Raw genomic sequence first — 17441 nt, 5'->3', positions numbered from 1 at the left:
GATCCTTCTCTTCCGTGGTCTCGCCTGCATCCATTGTGCGACTGACCGGGTAACGGGAAACTACTGCATCATTTGGACACACGGGAGTGTGCGGGCGGGGTCTTCGACGCGAATGGTTGTACGGGCGGCCTCGGTACGCGAAAAACGCGCACGGCGGCCCGTCCGGGGGCCACCATGCGCGTCGGTCGGCGTCGGGAGGCCCCTAGCCGGTTACTCGTGCGGTGATGTCGTCGCCGATCTCGCGGGTCGAGCGCCTCGCCCAGGCCGTCTGGCGCCCGACGAGGTCGTCGGCGACGGCCTGCTCGACGCGGGCGGCCTCCTCGGCCAGCCCGAGGTGGTCCAGCAGCATGGCGGCGGACAGGATGGTCGCGGTCGGGTCGGCCTTGCCCTCGCCCGCGATGTCGGGCGCGCTGCCGTGCACGGGCTCGAACATGCTGGGCGCCCACGACTCCGAGCCCGGGGTGGCCGGGTTGACGTTGCCGCTGGCGGCGAGGCCGATGCCACCCGCGATGGCGGCGCCGAGGTCGGTCAGGATGTCGCCGAAGAGGTTGTCGGTGACGACGACGTCGAACCGCTGGGGCTGGGTGACGAAGAACATCGAGGCGGCGTCGATGTGGCAGTAGTCGGTGGCGACCTCGGGGTACTCGGCCGAGACGCGCTCGACGACGCGGGACCACAGGTCGCCGGCGTAGGTGAGGACGTTGGTCTTGTGGACCAGCGTGAGCTTCTTGCGGGGCCTGGCCGCCGCCTTCTCGAAGGCGTACCGCACGACGCGCTCGACGCCGAAGGCGGTGTTCAGGCTCTCTTGGGTGGCGATCTCCTGGGGAGTGCCGCGCCGCATGACGCCGCCGGCCCCCGCGTACAGGCCCTCGGTGCCCTCGCGGACGACGATCATGTCGATGTCCTCGTGGCGGGCCGTGGCGATGGGGGTCTCGACGCCGGGGAAGAGCTTGACCGGGCGCAGGTTGACGTAGTGATCGAGCTCGAAGCGCAGCTTGAGCAGCAGGTCGCGCTCCAGCACGCCGGGCGGCACGCTCGGATCCCCGACCGCGCCGAGCAGGATCGCGTCGAACCCGCGCAGCTCGGCGAGGGTCTCGTCGGGCAGCGTCTCGCCGGTGGCGTGGTAGCGCGCGGCGCCGAGGTCGTACGTCGTGGTCTCGAGCTTGAGGCCGACCGCGTCCAGGACCTTGAGCCCCTCGGTGACCACTTCACGGCCGATGCCGTCGCCCGGGATGACCGCCAGACGGATGTTGTGGGAATCCCGCATGCACGTACCTTACCGGCCCGTCTCGGTGGACGAACACACTATCTCAGCCACCGGACATCGAGCGCCCGCGTCAGCCGGGGGGCGCCTGGGCGACCGTGCGCTCGAAGACCAGGTCGCGGGCCGTGGTGAGGCCGACCGCCATGGCGCCGAGCAGCACGGCCTCGGTGCCGAGCGTGGAGGCCTTGATCATGGGGACGCGCAGGGCCACCAGGTCGCGTAGGACGTCGGTGACCGGGCCGATCAGCAGGTCACCCGCCTGGACGCCGATGCCGCCGCCGAGCACCACCATCTCGGGGTCCAGCACGGCGATCACGCCGGCCAGGGCGTGCGCGAGGTGGTCGGCCTCGGCCGCGACGACCCGGCCCGCGAGCTCGTCCCCGGCGCGGGCGGCGTCGAAGACGTCCTTGGCGCTGGTCACGCCGCGCATGCCGAGCCGCGTGGCGAGGGCGACGACCCCGTCGGCGGAGGCGACGGACTCCAGCATGCCGCGGCCCCGGTTGACGAGCGGGTCGCCCTCGCCGACGGGCATGTACGAGATCTCTCCGGCCGCCCCTTGGTAGCCGCGGTACAGCTTGCCGTCGATGACGATGCCCATGCCGATGCCCGTGCCGATCCAGACCAGGGCGAAGTGGGCGATGCCCTGGCCAAGGCCGTAGGCCCCCTCCCCCACGGCGGCGAGGTCGACGTCGTTCTCGACGAGGTAGGGCGCCTCGCCGGCGACTCCCGCCAGCAGCTCGATCGCGCCGGGCCGCTCCCACCCGGGGAGGTTCGGCGCGAGCTGCAGCGAGCACGTCTCCTTGTCGTGGATGCCGGGGGTGCCGAAGACCGTGAGCGTGATGTCGGCGAGGTCGACCCCGGCCTCGTCGACGAGCTCGCGGGCCAGCCCGGCGAGCCAGGAGACGAGCTCGCCGGGCGTCTCGCCGCCCTTGCGGTGCTCGTCCCTGCGCGCGGCGATGTCGCCCACGAGATCGGCGAGGGCGAGCCGGACGAACTCGCGGCCGACGTCCACGGCGAGCACCCAGCCCGCCTGCGGCCGGATCTCGTACAGCAGGGCGGCACGGCCGGCGTTGCCGGTGCGCAGGCCGATGGGACGGACGAGACGCGCGCGTTCGAGGTCGGCGAGGGCCATGGATATGGTCGGTTTGGACAGGCCCGTGGCCTGGGCCAGCTCGGGCCGGGAGACCTTTCCCAGCTTGAAGATCTCCGCGAACACAGCCCGTTCGTTCATGACACGGAGCACCGCTGTCGTGCTGGCCGTCCCGCCGATTCTCACCACGCCCCCAGACTGGCACATTTGCTCGGGCATGGACGACGCCCCTCTGTACGGGGCCCTGGCGCTCACGCCGACCGCGCGAGCCTGAAGGACGCCGTAACCGGCCGGAGCCTCTGAACCGGGCGCGGGGCGGCGTACACCGTCGTCCCGCGGCCCGGGGCTCCCGCCTGGGCGACTCAGCGGGCGGGGGCTCCGCCGTTGTCGCGCCGGTCCAGGGCCGTCTGGACGGCGTGCGGGGCCTCGTCCTCGTACTGGTGCTGCTCTTCGGGGGCGTCCCAGTGGTACATCTCGTACATTTTCGCCTCAATCCCTGAGAAGCGCACGCTGCGGCGTACGCGATGGTCGGGAACGTCGGATTCCGGTCGCGAATCCGGACCGGGGCTCCATCCCATCCGGGTCACGGATCGGGAGGGGGACTCACAGCCGACCAACGCCACAACGCCGCGGCGGGTCGTCGGCCTGCCCTGTCAGGCCCCGCCGCGGCAGGTAATGAGTACGAGAACCTGGCGCGTCATCGCTTTCACGCTACCTGGCGGTAGCCGTACTGTCTCGTAGGACGACCTACTATCTCACTATGTGAGATGAGGAAGGCCCGCGTCCCCCCGAGGGACGCGGGCCTTCCGGTCTATCCGCGGACGTGACGGTCCGTTCTATCCATGTCTACATGGACGAGACGGTCAGTCGCCGAGGTCGACCGTGCGGCCGCCTTCGGCGCCGATCTCCTGGCCGATCTGCTCCACGACCTCGGCCGGGATCGCCGAGTCGACCGTGAGGGCGATGAGCGCCTTGCCGCCCTTGGCGTCCCGGGAGACCTGCATGGAGGCGATGTTGACCTGACGCTCGCCGAGGATCTTGCCGACGATGCCGACGATGCCCGGCCGGTCGGTGTAGGTGAAGAACGCCAGGTGCTCGGTCGGCTCGATCTCCATCGCGTAGCCGTTGACCTCGACGATCTTGGTGATCTGGCGCGGCCCGGACAGCGTGCCCGACACCGAGACCGTACGGCCGTCGGCCAGCACGCCCTGGACGGTCACGACGTTGCGCCAGTCGGGGCTCTCGTCGCTGGTGACCAGCTCGACGGTGACGCCGCGGTCCTTGGCGAGCAGCGGCGCGTTGACGTAGGTGACGGTGTCCTCGACGACGTCGGTGAACACGCCCTTGAGGGCGGCGAGCTCCAGCACCCGGACGTCGTGGGCGGCGATCTCACCGCGGACCTCGACGTCCAGGCGGGTGGCGACCTCCCCGGCCAGCGCGGTGAAGACCCGGCCGAGCTTCTCGGCCAGCGGCAGGCCCGGCTTGACGTCCTCGGCCACCGCGCCGCCCTGGACGTTCACGGCGTCCGGCACGAACTCGCCCGCGAGCGCCAGCTTGACGCTGCGCGCGACCTGCGTCCCGGCCTTCTCCTGCGCCTCGTGTGTGGAGGCCCCCAGGTGCGGGGTCACCACGACGCTGTCCAGCTCGAACAGCGGGCTGTCGGTGATCGGCTCCTTGGAGAACACGTCGATGCCGGCGCCGGCGACCCGGCCCTCCTTGACCGCCGAGTACAGCGCGGCCTCGTCCACGATGCCGCCGCGCGCGACGTTGATCACCCGGGCCGTCGGCTTGACCATGTGCAGCTCGCGGTCGCCGATGAGACCGATCGTCTCCTTCGACTTCGGCAGGTGGACGGTGATGAAGTCCGCCTGCTGGAGCAGCTCGTCCAGGGACACCAGCCGCACGCCCATCTGAGCGGCGCGGGCGGGCTGGAGGTAGGGGTCGTAGGCGATCAGCTCGACGCCGAACGGCGCGAGGCGCTGGGCCACGAGCTGGCCGATGCGGCCGAGGCCGACGATGCCGATGACCTTCTCGTCCAGCTCGACGCCGGTGTACTTGGAGCGCTTCCACTCACCCGCCTTCAGCGCGGCGTGGCCCTGGGCGACGTTGCGGGCGCTGGCGAGGATCAGCGCGACGGTGTGCTCGGCGGCGCTGACGATGTTGGAGGTCGGCGCGTTCACGACCATGACACCGGCCTTGGTGGCCGCCTCTACGTCGACGTTGTCCAGGCCGACCCCGGCGCGGGCGATGACCCGCAGACGCGGCGCGTGGGACAGCGCCTCGGCGTCCACCTGGGTGGCGCTGCGGACGATGAGCGCGTCCACTTCGGCGAGAGCGGGCAGGAACTGCGAGCGGTCGGCGCCGTCGGTGTGACGGACCTCGAAGTCCGCCCCGAGCACGGCGAGACCTGCTTCGGAAAGCTCCTCTGCGACCAGGACGACGGGCTTGTTCACGGGTGGGTCCTTTGGGAAGTGCGGATGCACGGACAAGGTTCGAGTCTATCCGTGCTTGTGAAAGCACTCACTAGCGTCCGCCATGCGAGACAGTGCCCCTGACCCGACTGGGGGCGGCCGGGTACCCACGCCGCGCCGACTGAAGGCCGGGCCGGGTACCCACCTCATGCTGATTCCATCCGCAAGCCGCCATCTTGGTATTGATCGCAACATTTCTTCACGATTAGGCTCATAACCTGTGGCCCACTACCTATCGTGTGTCGTATGAGCATCGGGAACCCCTCTCTCGGAGAAGTGCTCGCGCAGCACGGCAGCCCACACCGGCTCCTGGCGGCGCTCGCCGAATGGGGCATCCTGGTGGCCGTACGGCCTGACCGCTCCGTCGTCCTCGGCACGACGCAGGCGGGTGAGCGCGTCCTCCTCGGGTACACGGGCCCGGGCACCTACGCCCGGCACCGCGGCAACCACTCGCTGTCGGCCTGCGACGCCGACACGATCCTGGACATCCAGCGCGTCACCGGCGTACGCGAGATCGTCATCGACGCCGCCGGGCCCGCCGCCGCGGCCGTCCCCATCGAGGACCTCCAACGCTACCTCGCCTCCACGCGCGGCGGCCGGGGCGCCCCCGCCGCGACCGCGATGTCGAGCGCGACGCCCACGGCCTACGCCACCGGAGCCATGGCGACGGTCTCCCAGCGGACGACCACACAGGGCTCGTACGAGAGCTCCTACGGCCGCAACGAGACGCTGACCGCCCCGGTGCCGCCCAGCGCGCCCGAGGCCCCGGCCATGCCGTGGATCCCCGCGCCGCGGCCCCACCTGTCCGGCCCGATGCAGCAGGTGGACCCCGGGTACAAGCGGTGCGCCCACCCGATCCTGCCCGCGCTGCGGGTGGCCATCGCCGAGCTGCTGCGCGACTTCCCGCTCGTGCACCACGTGTGGATCAGCGAGGCCCGCACCGTCTCCGGCTCCTCCGGAATCATGCTGCACGTCAAGGTGCACACCCGGGCCGCCGAGGACATCGTGCGGGACCTGCACCGCATGGTCCGCGCCCGCCTGCCGCAGCTCGCGGCGAGCGAGGCGCCGGTGCTGATGGCCCGCGTCGCCGACGCCTACACCGAGCGCCGGATGATCGAACTCGGCGCCCACGTCGTCTGCGCCGACGTCCGCGACCACTGACTGCGTTAATGGCCGCGCCTCCGGCACAGCGGGTCCGGGGCGCCTTTTAGGCGATGTTCTTCCACCGTCCCACGCGAGGGATCGTCCCTCACCCTCGCGCGTGCCGGCTCCAGAACACCGCCGCGCCCCGAACCGTGCCCATGGCCGCGCCCCGAACGGCCTATGACCGCGCCTCCGGCACAGCGGGTTCGGGTGCGTCCGATGGTTTCGATGTCGTGATCTGATTCGGCTGGCGACGGGGGGCGCGCTGGGCTGTAATGACCAAATGGTCCCCTCGACGGAGGCGCACGCGGTCCTCGGCGTCTCGCGCGGTGTGCGGCTCGGCTACGGCGTCGGATCGTTCTGCACGGCGACGTTCACCACGATCCCTGGCCTGCTCCTGCTGTTCTACCTGACCAACATCCTGGCCGTACCCGCATGGCTGGCCGGTGTGGTGGTCTTCGCGCCCAAGGCCTGGGACTTCGTCATCAACCCGCTGGTCGGCCAGTGGTCGGACCGCACGACCTCCCGCTGGGGGCCTCGCCGCCCGTGGCTGCTCGGCGGCGCAGCGATCCTCCCGGTCAGCTTCGCGCTCACCTTCATCGGCCCCTCACTGAAGGGCGTGCCCGCCGCCCTGTTCGTCGGCCTGTTCTTCCTGGTCTCCGCGACCGGGTACGCGCTGTACGAGGTGCCTTACAAGGCCATGCCCGCCGAGATGACCGACGGCTACCACGAGCGCACGTCGCTGCTCCAATGGCGCATGATCTTCGTGGCGCTCGCGATCGCGCTCGGCGGCGTCGTCGCCCCCATGATCGCCGGGGACTCCCTGGACGGCTACCGCCGGATGGGCCTGGTCATCGCCGCGGTCCTGCTGGTGTCGATGCTCGGGTCCTTCTTCGGGACGGCCCGCGCGCCGCTCACCGGCGTCTCCGAACCCGAGGCGAACCTGCGCGCGCAGCTCGCCGCTGCCGGCTCCAGCCGCCCGTTCCTGTGGCTGCTCGGCCTGTCGAGCGCGCAGACCCTCGCCGTCGGCGTGATGCTCGCCGGATCCCCGTACTTCGCGTCCTACATCATCGAGGACCCGAAGGCCACCAGCACGCTCTTCGCCGCGCTCGTGGGGCCGATGGCCGTCACGATGCCGTTGTGGGTATGGATCGCCCGCAAGATGGACAAGCGCGGCGCGATGATCCTGTCCAGCTCGCTGTTCATGACCGGCGCGCTGCTGACGTCGCTGACCCCCGCCCTCGGCGCCCTCTACGCCCACCTCGCGATCGTGCTCATCGGCATCGGGTACGCCGGGTTGCAGCTCCTGCAGTTCTCGATGCTCGCCGACGTGATCGCCCACGACTCGGCCGTCAGCGGCAAGCGCAGGGGCGGCGTGCTCACCGGCCTGTGGACGGCCGCCGAGAGCGCGGTCAGCGCCTTCGGCGCGCTGGTGTTCGGCTGGGTGATCGCGTCCGGCGGGTTCATCTCCTCCGACCCGAAAAACCCCGTCACCCAGCCGGACAGTGCGGTCACGGCGGTCCTGATCGCCGAGACCGTGATCCCGGCCTTCATCATCTTCTTCGGCATCCTGATGACCCTGAAGTACAGACTCACCGCCACCGACCTGGCCAAGGCGACCCCCACCCCGGCCAGGTGACCACCCCGGCACCGCCCACGTGACCGCCCTGATACGCCCCGCTCCACGTGACCGCCCTGATACGCCCCGCTCCGCGTGACCGCCGTACGCCCGGCTCTATGTGACCGCCCTACGCCCGGCCGCCGTCACTCCACGCGCCGCGCGAGCGGGACCCTCGTCCGGGCGAACACACCCGCGACCACGGCGGCGACCAACGGCAGAAGCAGCACCAGGGCGGCGATCGACGCCCATGGGATCACCACCAGCGGCACGTGGGTGGTGAACTGGTTCACGCCCTCCGGCAGGATCACGTTCGCCGCCTCCAACGTGGCGGCGACGCCTGGGACGAACCCCACCGCCGCGCCAAGGGTGACGCCGGTGGCCGCGATGAACCATGCCTGCCCCGCCGTGACGAACCGCCTGACGCGCGGCGGCGCCCCGATGGCGCCGAGCGTGGCGACGTCCGGCCGGGCGTCGGCGGCGGCGAGCCCGGTGGCCGCGAACGTCCCGCCGAGGACGAGGGTGATCGCAGCCGCCAGCAGGAGAACCGTGACGATCGACCCGGCCCGCTGCGGACCTCGCTCGACGCGGACCTGAGCGACGCGCGTGACGGCCGCCACCTGACGGACGACCCGATCCTCCTCGGCGAGGGTGACCCGGTGGACGGCCGGATCGATCAACAGCTCCGCCAGACGAGGCGCGAGTTTGAGGTCCGTGGCGAGGGAGACCGGCAGCAGTACATCGGTCCGCCGTCCCTTCGCGAGTGTCGCCGTCACCGCGGGCACCTCGGCCTGCCGGTATATCGCTCTCAGGTCCGTGGCGCCCATGGTCGAAATCTTCAGCGACGCCCTCCCGTCCTCGACGGCGGCGGGCTGGAACACCACGGCCTTTCCGCTCGCCAGGGCCGCGGCCAACGCCGGATCGTCGCGGCCCAGCAGGTAGCGGAGAACGTCGGGGCCGCCGATCACCGTGAGGCTGTACAAGCTGCCGCAGTCGGCGTCACCGCCGCACGAAGCCCCGACGAGGGCGACGCTGTACTCTCTGCTCCCCTCGTAGAACGGTCGCAGCACCGGGACCACCGGCACTCCGGGGAGCGCCCGCTCCACGGCCTCGCGGACCAGCGGCATCTCCTCGCCCGTGCCGCTCAGCCCTTTGACGGTCAGGGAACCCTCGGCCTTGACCGGCACCTGGTAGCCGCGAAGAACCTCCTGGTCATGGGCCGTCGAGGTGATCAGCACCGTCACCAGCCCGGCTGTGGCGGCCATCACGGCGGCCACCGCCGGAGCGGTACGCCCGCGGCTGCGGGCGGCGTCACGCGCGGCGATCTTGAAGGGCAGTGGCAGGCGGACGGCAAGGCGCGCGGCCACCCCCACGAGGAACGGTGTCACGGCCACCAGCCCCAGCATCGTGAGCAGCGACCCGGCGATGACGCCGAGGAAACGGGGCAAGGGGTCGCGCACGATCCCGTCCCCGCCGGGGAACCAGGTCAGGCCCGCCCTCGTGCCGGCGAACGTGAGCGTCACGCCGAGGGCCGTCATCACCAGCCCCGCGAGCGGCCAGCCCCTGCGGGCAGGCGCGGCGCCACGACGTCCCGAAAGGGTGGCCACGACATCGGTGCGCGCGGCCTGGCGCGCGGGGACCACCGCGGCCAGCACCGCGCTGACCAGGCCCAGCGCGGCCACCCCCACGACCTGCCCCCAGGGCACCTCGAACGGGCCCATGGTCGGTGCGAGGCCGAACCATGACAGCAGCGGGTCCGCGGCCCATGCCAGCGCGAGCCCGCCGCCGACGCCGAGCACCGCGGCGAGACCGCCCAGCACGAGTCCGTCGGCGAGCACGACGTGGCGAAGCTGCGGCGCGGAGGCGCCCTGGACGGCGACCAGCGCCAGTTCCCGGCGCCGGCGCCTGATGCCCACGGCGAACGCGGGCCCGGCCAGCAGCACGACCTCCAGGACGATCATGGTGATGGACAATCCGTAGACCAGTGCCTGCGACTCCTGCCCCGAAGTATCTTCACCCGCCCGCAGGGCCTCCGAGGGCGGATCCAGGAGCAGCGCGCGGGACATGACGACCAGCCCGCGCACGTTGAGCCGTTCGACGTCGTCCCAGCTCACCGGCCCTGGCGTGTCGACGAGCCACTCCGTCGACGGCTCGGTGGCGGCGGCGAGGCCGGAGCCGGGGAGGCCCACGACGAGCTGCCGGCCGTCCCGCTGGGGATCGGCGACGATTCCCACCACGCGGTAGGTACGGGCCTCGCCCGTCAGCGTCAGCGTCGACCCGAGCGTGACACCGTACTGGGCGAAGTTGCGCGAGACGGCGACCTCGTCCTTCGCGGCAGCGAAACGACCGCTCACGAGCCGGTAGGCGCCGCGCGCGATGGGGTCGCGCGCGTCGATCTCGCTGACGAGGGTGTCCGCGAACCACCGGTCTGTCCGGTAGTACTCGACGGTCTCCGTCCTCGGAATCAGCCTGCTCCCGGCGGGCAGCAGCGCGGTGATCTCCTCGGCGGTCCAGGGCCGCGCGGGCTTCGCGCCGGGAGGCGATTCGCCGAAGTTCACCCCCACACCGGTGTAGTCCTGCGTCACCGGGACGCGGTCCCACCACCACCGTCCGGGAGCGTAGATGAGCGCGTCCGCCGCGCCCAGACGCTCACTCATGTTCTCGCGCGGGGACAGGTCGAAGGTCACGATCAAGGTGGCCAGGGCCGTGACGACCATGACGGGCAGGCCCACCATGAGCACGACCAGCGAGCTTCGCCCCTTGGAGCGCCAGGCGTCCCTGCGCGAGACCCGCAGGACAGCGCGCAGCCCGCTCATCCGGCGCCCCCCGGACGTCCGGCGACGATCGAACCCTCGCCTGGACCATCGCCCGCGGCCTCGCCGGACCCTCCGCCGAGGCCGCGACTCGAACCCTCGCCTGGGCCGCCGTCGGTACGGTCGACGATCGCGCCGTCTCGTAGGAAGATCACCTTGTCGGCCCAGGCGGCGTGGCGGGGCTCGTGGGTGACCAGCAGGACGGCCGCGCCCGCGTCGCATCTGGCCCTGAGCAGCGCCAGGATGTCCTCTCCTGCGGCGGTGTCCAGCGCGCCGGTGGGCTCGTCCGCGAGCAGTAATCGCCGCTCCCCCACCAGCGCCCGCGCGATGGCCACCCGCTGCCGCTGTCCCCCGGACATCTCATCCGGAAAGCGGCCGGCCACCTCGACGACCCCGACCTCCCCCAGCACCTCGCGCGCCTCCCGCCGGGCCCGCCGGGTGCGGACGCCGTCCAGTTCACGCGGGAGCATGACGTTCTCCTCGCCCGTCAGCGAGGGGATCAGGTTCAGGTCCTGGAAGACGTACCCGACGTGCCTGCGCCGCAGCCGCGCCAGCGCCTTCGCCGACAGCGGCCCGAGGTCCACGCCCTCGACGGCGACCGTGCCGGTGGTGGGCCGGTCGAGCCCTCCGGCGATGTTCAGCAGCGTGGACTTCCCCGACCCCGACGGGCCCATGACGGCCACCAGTTCCCCGGCGGCCACCTCCAAGCTCACCCCGTCGAGCGCCCGCACGGCCTGCGCCCCGTCCCCGTGCACGCGGGTCACGTCCGCGAGCCGGACGACCCGATCACTCGTCATCGTTGGTCTCCTGTGAAGTCTGATTTGTGAACGGCGAAACGGTCTGCGAGCTGTGCGAATCGCCTGGACGCTCCGCCTTCCGCGTATCGGAGGGCCGCGGAGTTCGGCCCCCTGGCGCATCGGCGAGTACCGCCTCGCAGTGGTCCAGCCAGCGCTGCTCGGCCTCGGCGTGGAAGATCATGGAATCGAGCACCAGCCGCTGCGCGGCCCCGGCTTCGGCGCGCTTGGACCGTGTCAGCTCCTGCAACCCGCGCATCGTGGCCGTTCGCTGGGCCTGGACGACCTGACGCACGTCGACGTCCCCGGCGGTGACGGCCATGGCGAGCTTGATCACCAGCTCGTCCCGGGGCCGGTCGGACTGGACGATGGGGGTGCCGAACCATCGCCGCAGCTCCGACCGGCCCTTCTCCGTGATGGCGTACACGACACGGCCCTGCTCGTCCTGCTCGCCGGGCGCCACCAGCCCGTCCCGCTCCATGCGCGACAACGTCGTGTACACCTGCCCGATGTTCAGCGGCCAGGTCGCCCCCGTCGACGCCTCGAACTCGACACGAAGCTGATAGCCGTAACGCGGCCCCTGCGTGAGCAGCGCGAGCAACCCATGACGGATCGACATGGATACTGAGTATGCATACTCGGTATGCTGATCACAAGTGGATGCCCCGAATCGGTCCCGGACCAACGGAGCGAACCCGAGGTACGTCGAACACAGACAGCCGACGATCCCCCACCGATGACGCAGAAGTAAGGGGCCAGTGCGAGGAGAGTCGCGTGCATAGGGATGGAAAGAGTCAGCGCCGGGCTCGAAATGTCAGAATGCCACCTATTGCAGGAACAGGGTCTCCTGCCAGACCACCGCGGGGCGGATCACCTCGACGCCGTCGATCACCGTACCGATGGGGAATCCCTCGTCGTGCGTCATGAAGTAATGCGCGCGGGCTCGTAAGGCGGCGGCGAGGTGGAGAGCGTCCGCCGACTTGAACGGCTTCGGCCCGACATGGCTCTTTCCGTACTCCTCGCGCAATCGAACGGCGTCTCTGACGAGAAACCGATCGATGTCAACCCAAAGGGTCCTCGGGGAGGCGAACCAGGTTGCCAGCAGCTCGGCCACACGTTTGGACGACTTACTACGTTCCAACGTGGCGCCATTGACCATCACCTCGGCCTCTATCAGAGGTGATGCGGCCAGGCGCGCGTGCCCGGCGGCCACCGCCTCGAAGACCACACGCGCGGATTCCCAGCGAGCGACCTTGGTCGCCTTGTTGAGCACTTCGTTGCGCGTGACGAGATCGAGGTAAACGTCCGAGTCGACATAGAGCAGCGGGCCTTCAGGCACGACGTTCCTCATGCAGGTAGGCGTCGACGTCCTGGCCGCCCAGCCAATCCGGGTCGGCGCCCAGCAACTCGGACACCGCGGCGCGCTTGTCGTCGTCCTGCGGAAGCGGCTCGATGTGGTCGATCCTGATACGGACGATCTGGCCCCGTTTGTTTCTCGTGATCAGGCCACGCGCCAGCACCCGCTGACGCCAGAACCGCTGCATGGCCGCTTCCATGTCCGGAGCCAGTACGCCCGTGACGGCCCGGCGAGTGAGAGGGTCATAAAGACCGACGCGAAGTACCCCTTTGGCCACCCGGCGTGCGTTCATCTCATCGAGCCAGCCCGCCACCGAACCGAGCGAGTCGTACGCGCCCGCGACGGCTTGCCGCGCGTTCTGGCGTACCGGCTCGGATATCGGGAAATGATGTCCGACCGTACCGTTCACCGTGGCCAAAGACACTTCTTGGACTCCCGCGCCCGGCTCTCCGATCTTCAGCAGCCGTTCCAGCGTCGACTCGGTGTAGTACTGCGGCAGCTCGGGTTCCCGCTGCAGGGTCTCTACCCCGGCGACGAGCGCGTTGAGCGGCGCGACCAGGGAAGGCCACTCCCGCCCTCGAGACTCTCTGGCGGTAAGCCTGACCAGCAGATCGTGCCCCTGCTGGGCCAATTGCTGGACCACCCATTCGGGCCTGGGAGTACGGCTGTACAAGTACACCCGGTCAATTTCTTCAAGCGCCACTTTGACCTGGGTCAACGTCTCCGTGAGGCGCGTGACGCCGATGCGCTCCGCGCCTTCACGAAGGCGGACTTCCAGCGCATGCGTGCTCATGACTTCACCGTAACTCGACGGGACCGGCATGGATGCGAGCCGGACCGTACGGATGGACGGTGTCATGGGCCTCACCAGCGTTCGCGGCAGGGATGCCGATAGGGCACCTGTGGTCGTCATGCCTCACCGTCTGTTTGCGGTCCAACCTTGCGGCGAAGATGACTCACCGTGTAAGTGCGATCACCCTATCGGACATCACCTGACGCGCCCCACCGATCACCGAGGGCTACGTGTCCGCATCCGGCCACCCATGCCCCGGGGTAGTAGCCGTCAGAGCGCCTCTCGTACGGCCCGTGGGGGGATCCGCGTCGACCGCCTCACCGCCTCGCCCTGACACCAGGTGTTCTCCGGCGCGGGGTCACGAGTCCGGCCGGCCGGGGTCCTGAACCCATCGATCGACGCCGTCCGATCCGCCTTGTCGCCACGTGTCCATGGATCCCTCGCCGCTCCTACACTGGGCTCTTGCGAGATGAGCGCAGGTCCTGGGCGGATGGGGAGTGACGGTGGCGACGAGTGGCGGTGACTTCCAGGATCCGCCCGTCGAGGTGCTGGCTGAGGCCGCCGCGACATTCGGCCTGCTCGCGTCGTCCGCGCGGCTGCACATCGTCTGGGCACTGGCGCAGCGCGAGAGTGACGTGAGCGGGCTCGCGGAGCGCGTGGGGGGCGCCTTGCCGGCTGTGAGCCAGCATCTGACGAAATTGAAGCTGGCAGGCTTGGTGCGGTCGCGGCGGGAGGGCCGCCGGGTGGTCTACCTGGTCGACGACCCCGATGTGGTGGCCATGGTCCAGTGGTTGGTGGGCCGGTTCGCCGACCGCGCCGACCGGGCCGATCACGGCGGGACACCAGGGCGCGCCCGTGGTCTGGGCGCCTGACGCTCCGGCGGTCTGCCCGGACCTCGCTTCGCCGATCCAGCGTCCCACCGCCGCCACCATGGCGCCGCTCACGCGGTTCGAGGTGCTCAGGCGGCTTGATACGGGGTTGCGCGGGCTGGTGGAGGCGCACGCCGAGGAGCGCCTGTTGCGCCACGGCGAGAACACGATACCGACGGCACTTCCCGTGTCGTGGCCGCGGCGCTTGGTGCGGAGCGTCCGCGATCCCTTCACGCTGGTGCTGCTGTGCCTGGGACTGGTGTCGGCGGCCATCGCGTCATGGGGCACCGCCGGCGTCATCGTGGTGCTGGTCGCGATCAGCTGCGTGCTGAGGTCCAGCGGCGAGTATCGCGCCGATCGCTCGACCGCCGCTCTTCGGCGGCTGCTTCCCACAACGGCGACCGTTCAGCGACGGGTACACGTGGGCGGGATGCCGGTGTCGCGGGAGATCCCGGTAGAGCAGCTGGTGCCGGGTGATGTCATCAAGCTGGGTCCGGGTGACCTGGTGCCCGCGGACGTGCGGCTGTTGCGCTGCAGCGGGCTGACCGTCCACCAGGCCGCCCTGACGGGGGAATCCGGCCCCGTCGCGAAGCATGCCTCGGACGCGCCGACACCTGGCGGTGACCTGCTCGCCCTGCCCCATCTCTGCTTTCAGGGCACCAGCGTCGTCTCCGGCAGTGCTCTGGCGGTCGTCGTCGCCACCGGCGCCGACACGCGACTCGCCGGAGCCGGGCGGCCCGTAGGCAGGCGGGCGGCGTCGGCCTTCGATCGGTCGGTCAACGGGATCTCCTGGAGCCTGGTCCGGTTCATGGTGCTCATCCCACCGCTCGCCCTCATCGTCAACGTCGTCCTGCGTGGCCGGGGGCTGGAGGCTCTGCCGTTCGCCGTGGCGGTGGCGGTCGGGCTCACGCCGGAGATGCTGCCGGTCGTCGTGACCGCGGCGCTGGCGCGGGGCTCGGCCGCGCTGGCGCGCGGCAGGGAAGTGATCGTCAAGAGGCTGCCCGCGCTGCACGATCTTGGTGCGATGACCGTCCTGTGCACGGACAAGACCGGCACTCTTACCCAAGACCGTCCGATCGTGGACTGCGCGATCGGGCCGGACGGCCGCCGAGATGAGCAGGTACTCCGCTGGGCGGCCGTGAACAGCCTATGGACGCTGCAGCTCGCGGACCTGCCGTCGCCGGACGCTCTGGACGAGGCGATCCTCCAGGCCACCCAGGAGTTCGAGGGGTTCGAGGGTGTGGCGGCCCTGCCGTTCGATCCGGTGCGCCGCATCTCCTCCGCGGTGGTGCACCATCCTGGATCCGCGGACTCGCAGACGCTGGTGGTCAAGGGCGCCGTCGAGTCGGTGCTTCAACGGTGCACGCGGGCGCGCACCGCGGGTACAGATCACCGATTGGACGCCGCCACCCTGGACCGGCTACACCACCTCGCCGAGAAGAAGGCCGGGGAAGGGCGGCGGCTGATCGCCGTCGCCATCGCGCGGCGTCCGGGGCGCATCGGCCCGTACGGCCCCGAGGACGAGCAGGACCTGATCTTTCTCGGCTTCGTGGCATTGCGCGACGCTCCGGTGCCCGGTGCCGCCGACGCGCTCGCCGTCCTGGCCCGTCGCGGAGTCACCGTCAAGGTCCTCACCGGCGACCATCCCGCGACCGCCGGGCAGGTCTGTCGTGATCTCGGCATCGACCCCGGTGCGGTCGTCGTCTGCGACGAGATCGACGGCCTTGACGACGCGGCCCTGCGTGAGCTGGCCGGCCGGACGACGGTCTTCGCCCGATGCTCCCCTGACCACAAGGCGCGGATCGTGCAGGCCCTGCGGGAAGCCGGTCACAATACCGGTTTCCTGGGGGACGGAGTCAACGATCTTCCTGCTCTGCGCGCCGCCGACGTCGGGATCTGCCCACGTGACGCCGTCGATGTCTCGCGCGAGGCCGCAGATGTGGTGCTGGCCGCCAAAGACCTCGCCGCCATCGGCCACGCGATCCTGGTCGGCCGCCACAGTACCGGCAACATCGTCACCTACCTGCGCGTGGTCCTGTCGTCCAACCTCGGAAACGTCATCGCGATGCTCGGCGCGGGACTGTTCCTGCCCTTTCTGCCCATGCTTCCGATGCAGGTCCTGGTGCAGAACCTGTGCTTCGACGCGGCACAGCTCGCCTTCGTCTTCGATCGGCCCGACCCCGCGGCGCTGCGCCGTCCTTCCCGGCTGATGCCGCGAGGGCTGTTTCGTTTCGTCGTGGGCTTCGCCTCGCTCAACGCGATGGCCGACCTGGCCACCTTCGCCGTGCTGGCCTCGGTGGTATCCGGCTCCACCGAACCCGGCGGACAGGCGTTCTTCCACTCAGGCTGGTTCGTCGAGAACCTGCTCACCCAGGCGTTGATGATGCTGCTGTTGCGCCGGCGACGAGCTGTCTCTGTTCCGCTGTTCGTCGCGATCGGCGCTCTGGCCTGCATTGGAATCCTGCTGCCGCTTTCCCCGGCCGCCGCCTTCCTCGGGCTTGCCACACTGCCGGCGACCTTCTACATGGTGCTGGCAGTCGTGGTGGTGCTGTACGGCGGCGCGCTGGCGTCGCTCACTCTCGCGAGGCGTGCGTCCACCGCCGAACGGTTGCCCGCTGTCGTCGGGGACGACGCCTAGGGCTCCGCGGTAACGCGCGGAGCGCTCATCGTGGGACCGGGCAGGGGTTCGGCCGCGGCGGCTTCTTGTCATCCCATGGCAGCTCCTGTTGAAGCGCGCGACATAGGTTGTATAGTTGCGCAATGCAGCAAGTGTGAGCCTTGGCGTCGAGACACGCGACCAAGCCCGGCGTGTGCCCTGACAAGGAGAGAAGGGATAGAAGGACCCATGCTCCTTCGCAATGGCCTCGAGCCATGGCATCTGATGATCGTGGCGCTGGCGGCGATCCTTCTGTTCGGCTCCAAGAAGCTCCCGGACGCGGCCCGGGCTCTAGGCCAGTCGCTGCGCATCCTCAAACACGAGACCGCGGCCATGAGGGACGACCACGATGGCCGGCCATCGGAGCCTCAGGCGCGACAGGTGACCGCCTCGGGCGCGATCACCGCCGGCACGGACGGCGTGGTGCGTCCGGACGGCGCCGCCGGCTGAGTCCTGGTACGGGGAGGGGAGTATGGCGGCCGCACACCCACGAACCGCTTTCGGCCGGAGGTCCCAGCGACTGGCGGCGATCGCGATGTGGACGTTGGTGTGGATGTTGCATGCCTACGACGT

Annotated in this window: 14 protein-coding genes; 6 read left to right on the top strand and 8 right to left on the bottom strand. The window is 70.3% G+C overall.

The features are described from left to right. Positions 1–202 precede the first annotated feature (202 nt). Together AB0H21_RS04975 and AB0H21_RS04970 are read right to left on the bottom strand one after the other, a co-directional pair. Entirely contained in the window at positions 203–1267 is a 1065-nt protein-coding gene (locus AB0H21_RS04975; RefSeq protein ID WP_358511863.1) for a 3-isopropylmalate dehydrogenase, read from the bottom strand. A gap of 70 nt (positions 1268–1337) precedes the next feature. Continuing rightward, the gene (locus tag AB0H21_RS04970) at positions 1338–2495 is read right to left on the bottom strand and encodes an ROK family transcriptional regulator (protein ID WP_358511860.1); all 1158 of its coding nucleotides are present in this window, start codon (positions 2493–2495) and stop codon (positions 1338–1340) included. Between AB0H21_RS04970 and AB0H21_RS04965 the strand changes: the two genes are divergently transcribed. After that, entirely contained in the window at positions 2494–2628 is a 135-nt protein-coding gene (locus tag AB0H21_RS04965; RefSeq protein WP_358511857.1) for a hypothetical protein, read from the top strand. The two genes, AB0H21_RS04970 and AB0H21_RS04965, sit on opposite strands and share 2 nt — an antisense overlap. Before the next feature lie 589 nt (positions 2629–3217). Here the strand turns inward: AB0H21_RS04965 and serA are convergent. Further along, positions 3218–4807 carry a phosphoglycerate dehydrogenase gene (gene serA, locus AB0H21_RS04960; protein ID WP_358511855.1) on the bottom strand — a complete coding sequence of 530 codons (1590 nt, stop codon included), beginning with the start codon at positions 4805–4807 and terminating at the stop codon, positions 3218–3220. Between the two features lie 264 nt (positions 4808–5071). On the opposite strand from serA, the gene AB0H21_RS04955 reads away from it, so the two are divergent. Next, positions 5072–5986 carry a hypothetical protein gene (locus tag AB0H21_RS04955; RefSeq protein ID WP_358511852.1) on the top strand — a complete coding sequence of 305 codons (915 nt, stop codon included), beginning with the start codon at positions 5072–5074 and terminating at the stop codon, positions 5984–5986. Between the two features lie 265 nt (positions 5987–6251). After that, positions 6252–7607, top strand: coding sequence for an MFS transporter (locus AB0H21_RS04950; RefSeq protein ID WP_358511849.1), 1356 nt, complete (start codon positions 6252–6254; stop codon positions 7605–7607). Between the two features lie 125 nt (positions 7608–7732). On the opposite strand, the gene AB0H21_RS04945 is transcribed toward AB0H21_RS04950, so the two are convergent. From AB0H21_RS04945 to AB0H21_RS04925, 5 genes are all read right to left on the bottom strand, one after another. Then, entirely contained in the window at positions 7733–10402 is a 2670-nt protein-coding gene (locus AB0H21_RS04945; protein WP_358511846.1) for an FtsX-like permease family protein, read from the bottom strand. Continuing rightward, on the bottom strand, positions 10399–11196 hold the full coding sequence (locus AB0H21_RS04940; protein ID WP_358511843.1) for an ABC transporter ATP-binding protein: 798 nt from the start codon (positions 11194–11196) through the stop codon (positions 10399–10401). Before AB0H21_RS04940 ends, AB0H21_RS04945 begins: the two co-directional genes overlap by 4 nt. Further along, positions 11186–11812 carry a PadR family transcriptional regulator gene (locus AB0H21_RS04935; RefSeq protein WP_358511840.1) on the bottom strand — a complete coding sequence of 209 codons (627 nt, stop codon included), beginning with the start codon at positions 11810–11812 and terminating at the stop codon, positions 11186–11188. The genes AB0H21_RS04940 and AB0H21_RS04935 overlap by 11 nt, the downstream gene beginning before the upstream one ends. A gap of 207 nt (positions 11813–12019) precedes the next feature. Then, the gene (locus AB0H21_RS04930; protein WP_358511837.1) at positions 12020–12544 is read right to left on the bottom strand and encodes a PIN domain-containing protein; all 525 of its coding nucleotides are present in this window, start codon (positions 12542–12544) and stop codon (positions 12020–12022) included. Then, positions 12525–13343 (bottom strand): hypothetical protein, encoded by an 819-nt coding sequence (locus AB0H21_RS04925; protein ID WP_358511834.1) that lies wholly within the window; start codon positions 13341–13343, stop codon positions 12525–12527. The genes AB0H21_RS04930 and AB0H21_RS04925 overlap by 20 nt, the downstream gene beginning before the upstream one ends. A gap of 503 nt (positions 13344–13846) precedes the next feature. Here AB0H21_RS04925 and AB0H21_RS04920 point away from each other — a divergent pair. The 3 genes from AB0H21_RS04920 (at position 13847) to tatA (ending at position 17318) form a co-directional block, all read left to right on the top strand. Next, on the top strand, positions 13847–14215 hold the full coding sequence (locus AB0H21_RS04920; protein WP_358511831.1) for a metalloregulator ArsR/SmtB family transcription factor: 369 nt from the start codon (positions 13847–13849) through the stop codon (positions 14213–14215). Next, complete coding sequence (mgtA, locus tag AB0H21_RS04915; protein WP_358511828.1) at positions 14199–16850, top strand: magnesium-translocating P-type ATPase; 2652 nt, start codon at positions 14199–14201, stop codon at positions 16848–16850. Before AB0H21_RS04920 ends, mgtA begins: the two co-directional genes overlap by 17 nt. A gap of 207 nt (positions 16851–17057) precedes the next feature. Further along, positions 17058–17318: a Sec-independent protein translocase subunit TatA gene (tatA, locus tag AB0H21_RS04910; RefSeq protein ID WP_358511825.1), complete on the top strand. Its 261-nt coding sequence runs from the start codon at positions 17058–17060 to the stop codon at positions 17316–17318. Positions 17319–17441: the final 123 nt, after the last annotated feature.

The sequence above is a fragment of the Sphaerisporangium sp. NPDC051011 genome (assembly GCF_040653595.1).
In the GTDB taxonomy this organism is placed as follows: domain Bacteria; phylum Actinomycetota; class Actinomycetes; order Streptosporangiales; family Streptosporangiaceae; genus Sphaerisporangium.
Note: the sequence above shows the minus strand (reverse complement) of the source record. Positions and strands in the feature narration are given on the sequence as shown.

Coding starts and splice junctions, on each gene's coding strand:
- AB0H21_RS04975 (WP_358511863.1), bottom strand. CDS start 1,267: ATGCGGGATTCCCACAACATCCGTCTGGCGGTCATCCCGGGCGACGGC.
- AB0H21_RS04965 (WP_358511857.1), top strand. CDS start 2,494: ATGACACGGAGCACCGCTGTCGTGCTGGCCGTCCCGCCGATTCTCACC.
- AB0H21_RS04970 (WP_358511860.1), bottom strand. CDS start 2,495: ATGAACGAACGGGCTGTGTTCGCGGAGATCTTCAAGCTGGGAAAGGTC.
- AB0H21_RS04955 (WP_358511852.1), top strand. CDS start 5,072: ATGAGCATCGGGAACCCCTCTCTCGGAGAAGTGCTCGCGCAGCACGGC.
- AB0H21_RS04950 (WP_358511849.1), top strand. CDS start 6,252: ATGGTCCCCTCGACGGAGGCGCACGCGGTCCTCGGCGTCTCGCGCGGT.
- AB0H21_RS04945 (WP_358511846.1), bottom strand. CDS start 10,402: ATGAGCGGGCTGCGCGCTGTCCTGCGGGTCTCGCGCAGGGACGCCTGG.
- AB0H21_RS04940 (WP_358511843.1), bottom strand. CDS start 11,196: ATGACGAGTGATCGGGTCGTCCGGCTCGCGGACGTGACCCGCGTGCAC.
- AB0H21_RS04935 (WP_358511840.1), bottom strand. CDS start 11,812: ATGTCGATCCGTCATGGGTTGCTCGCGCTGCTCACGCAGGGGCCGCGT.
- AB0H21_RS04930 (WP_358511837.1), bottom strand. CDS start 12,544: ATGAGGAACGTCGTGCCTGAAGGCCCGCTGCTCTATGTCGACTCGGAC.
- AB0H21_RS04925 (WP_358511834.1), bottom strand. CDS start 13,343: ATGAGCACGCATGCGCTGGAAGTCCGCCTTCGTGAAGGCGCGGAGCGC.
- tatA (WP_358511825.1), top strand. CDS start 17,058: ATGCTCCTTCGCAATGGCCTCGAGCCATGGCATCTGATGATCGTGGCG.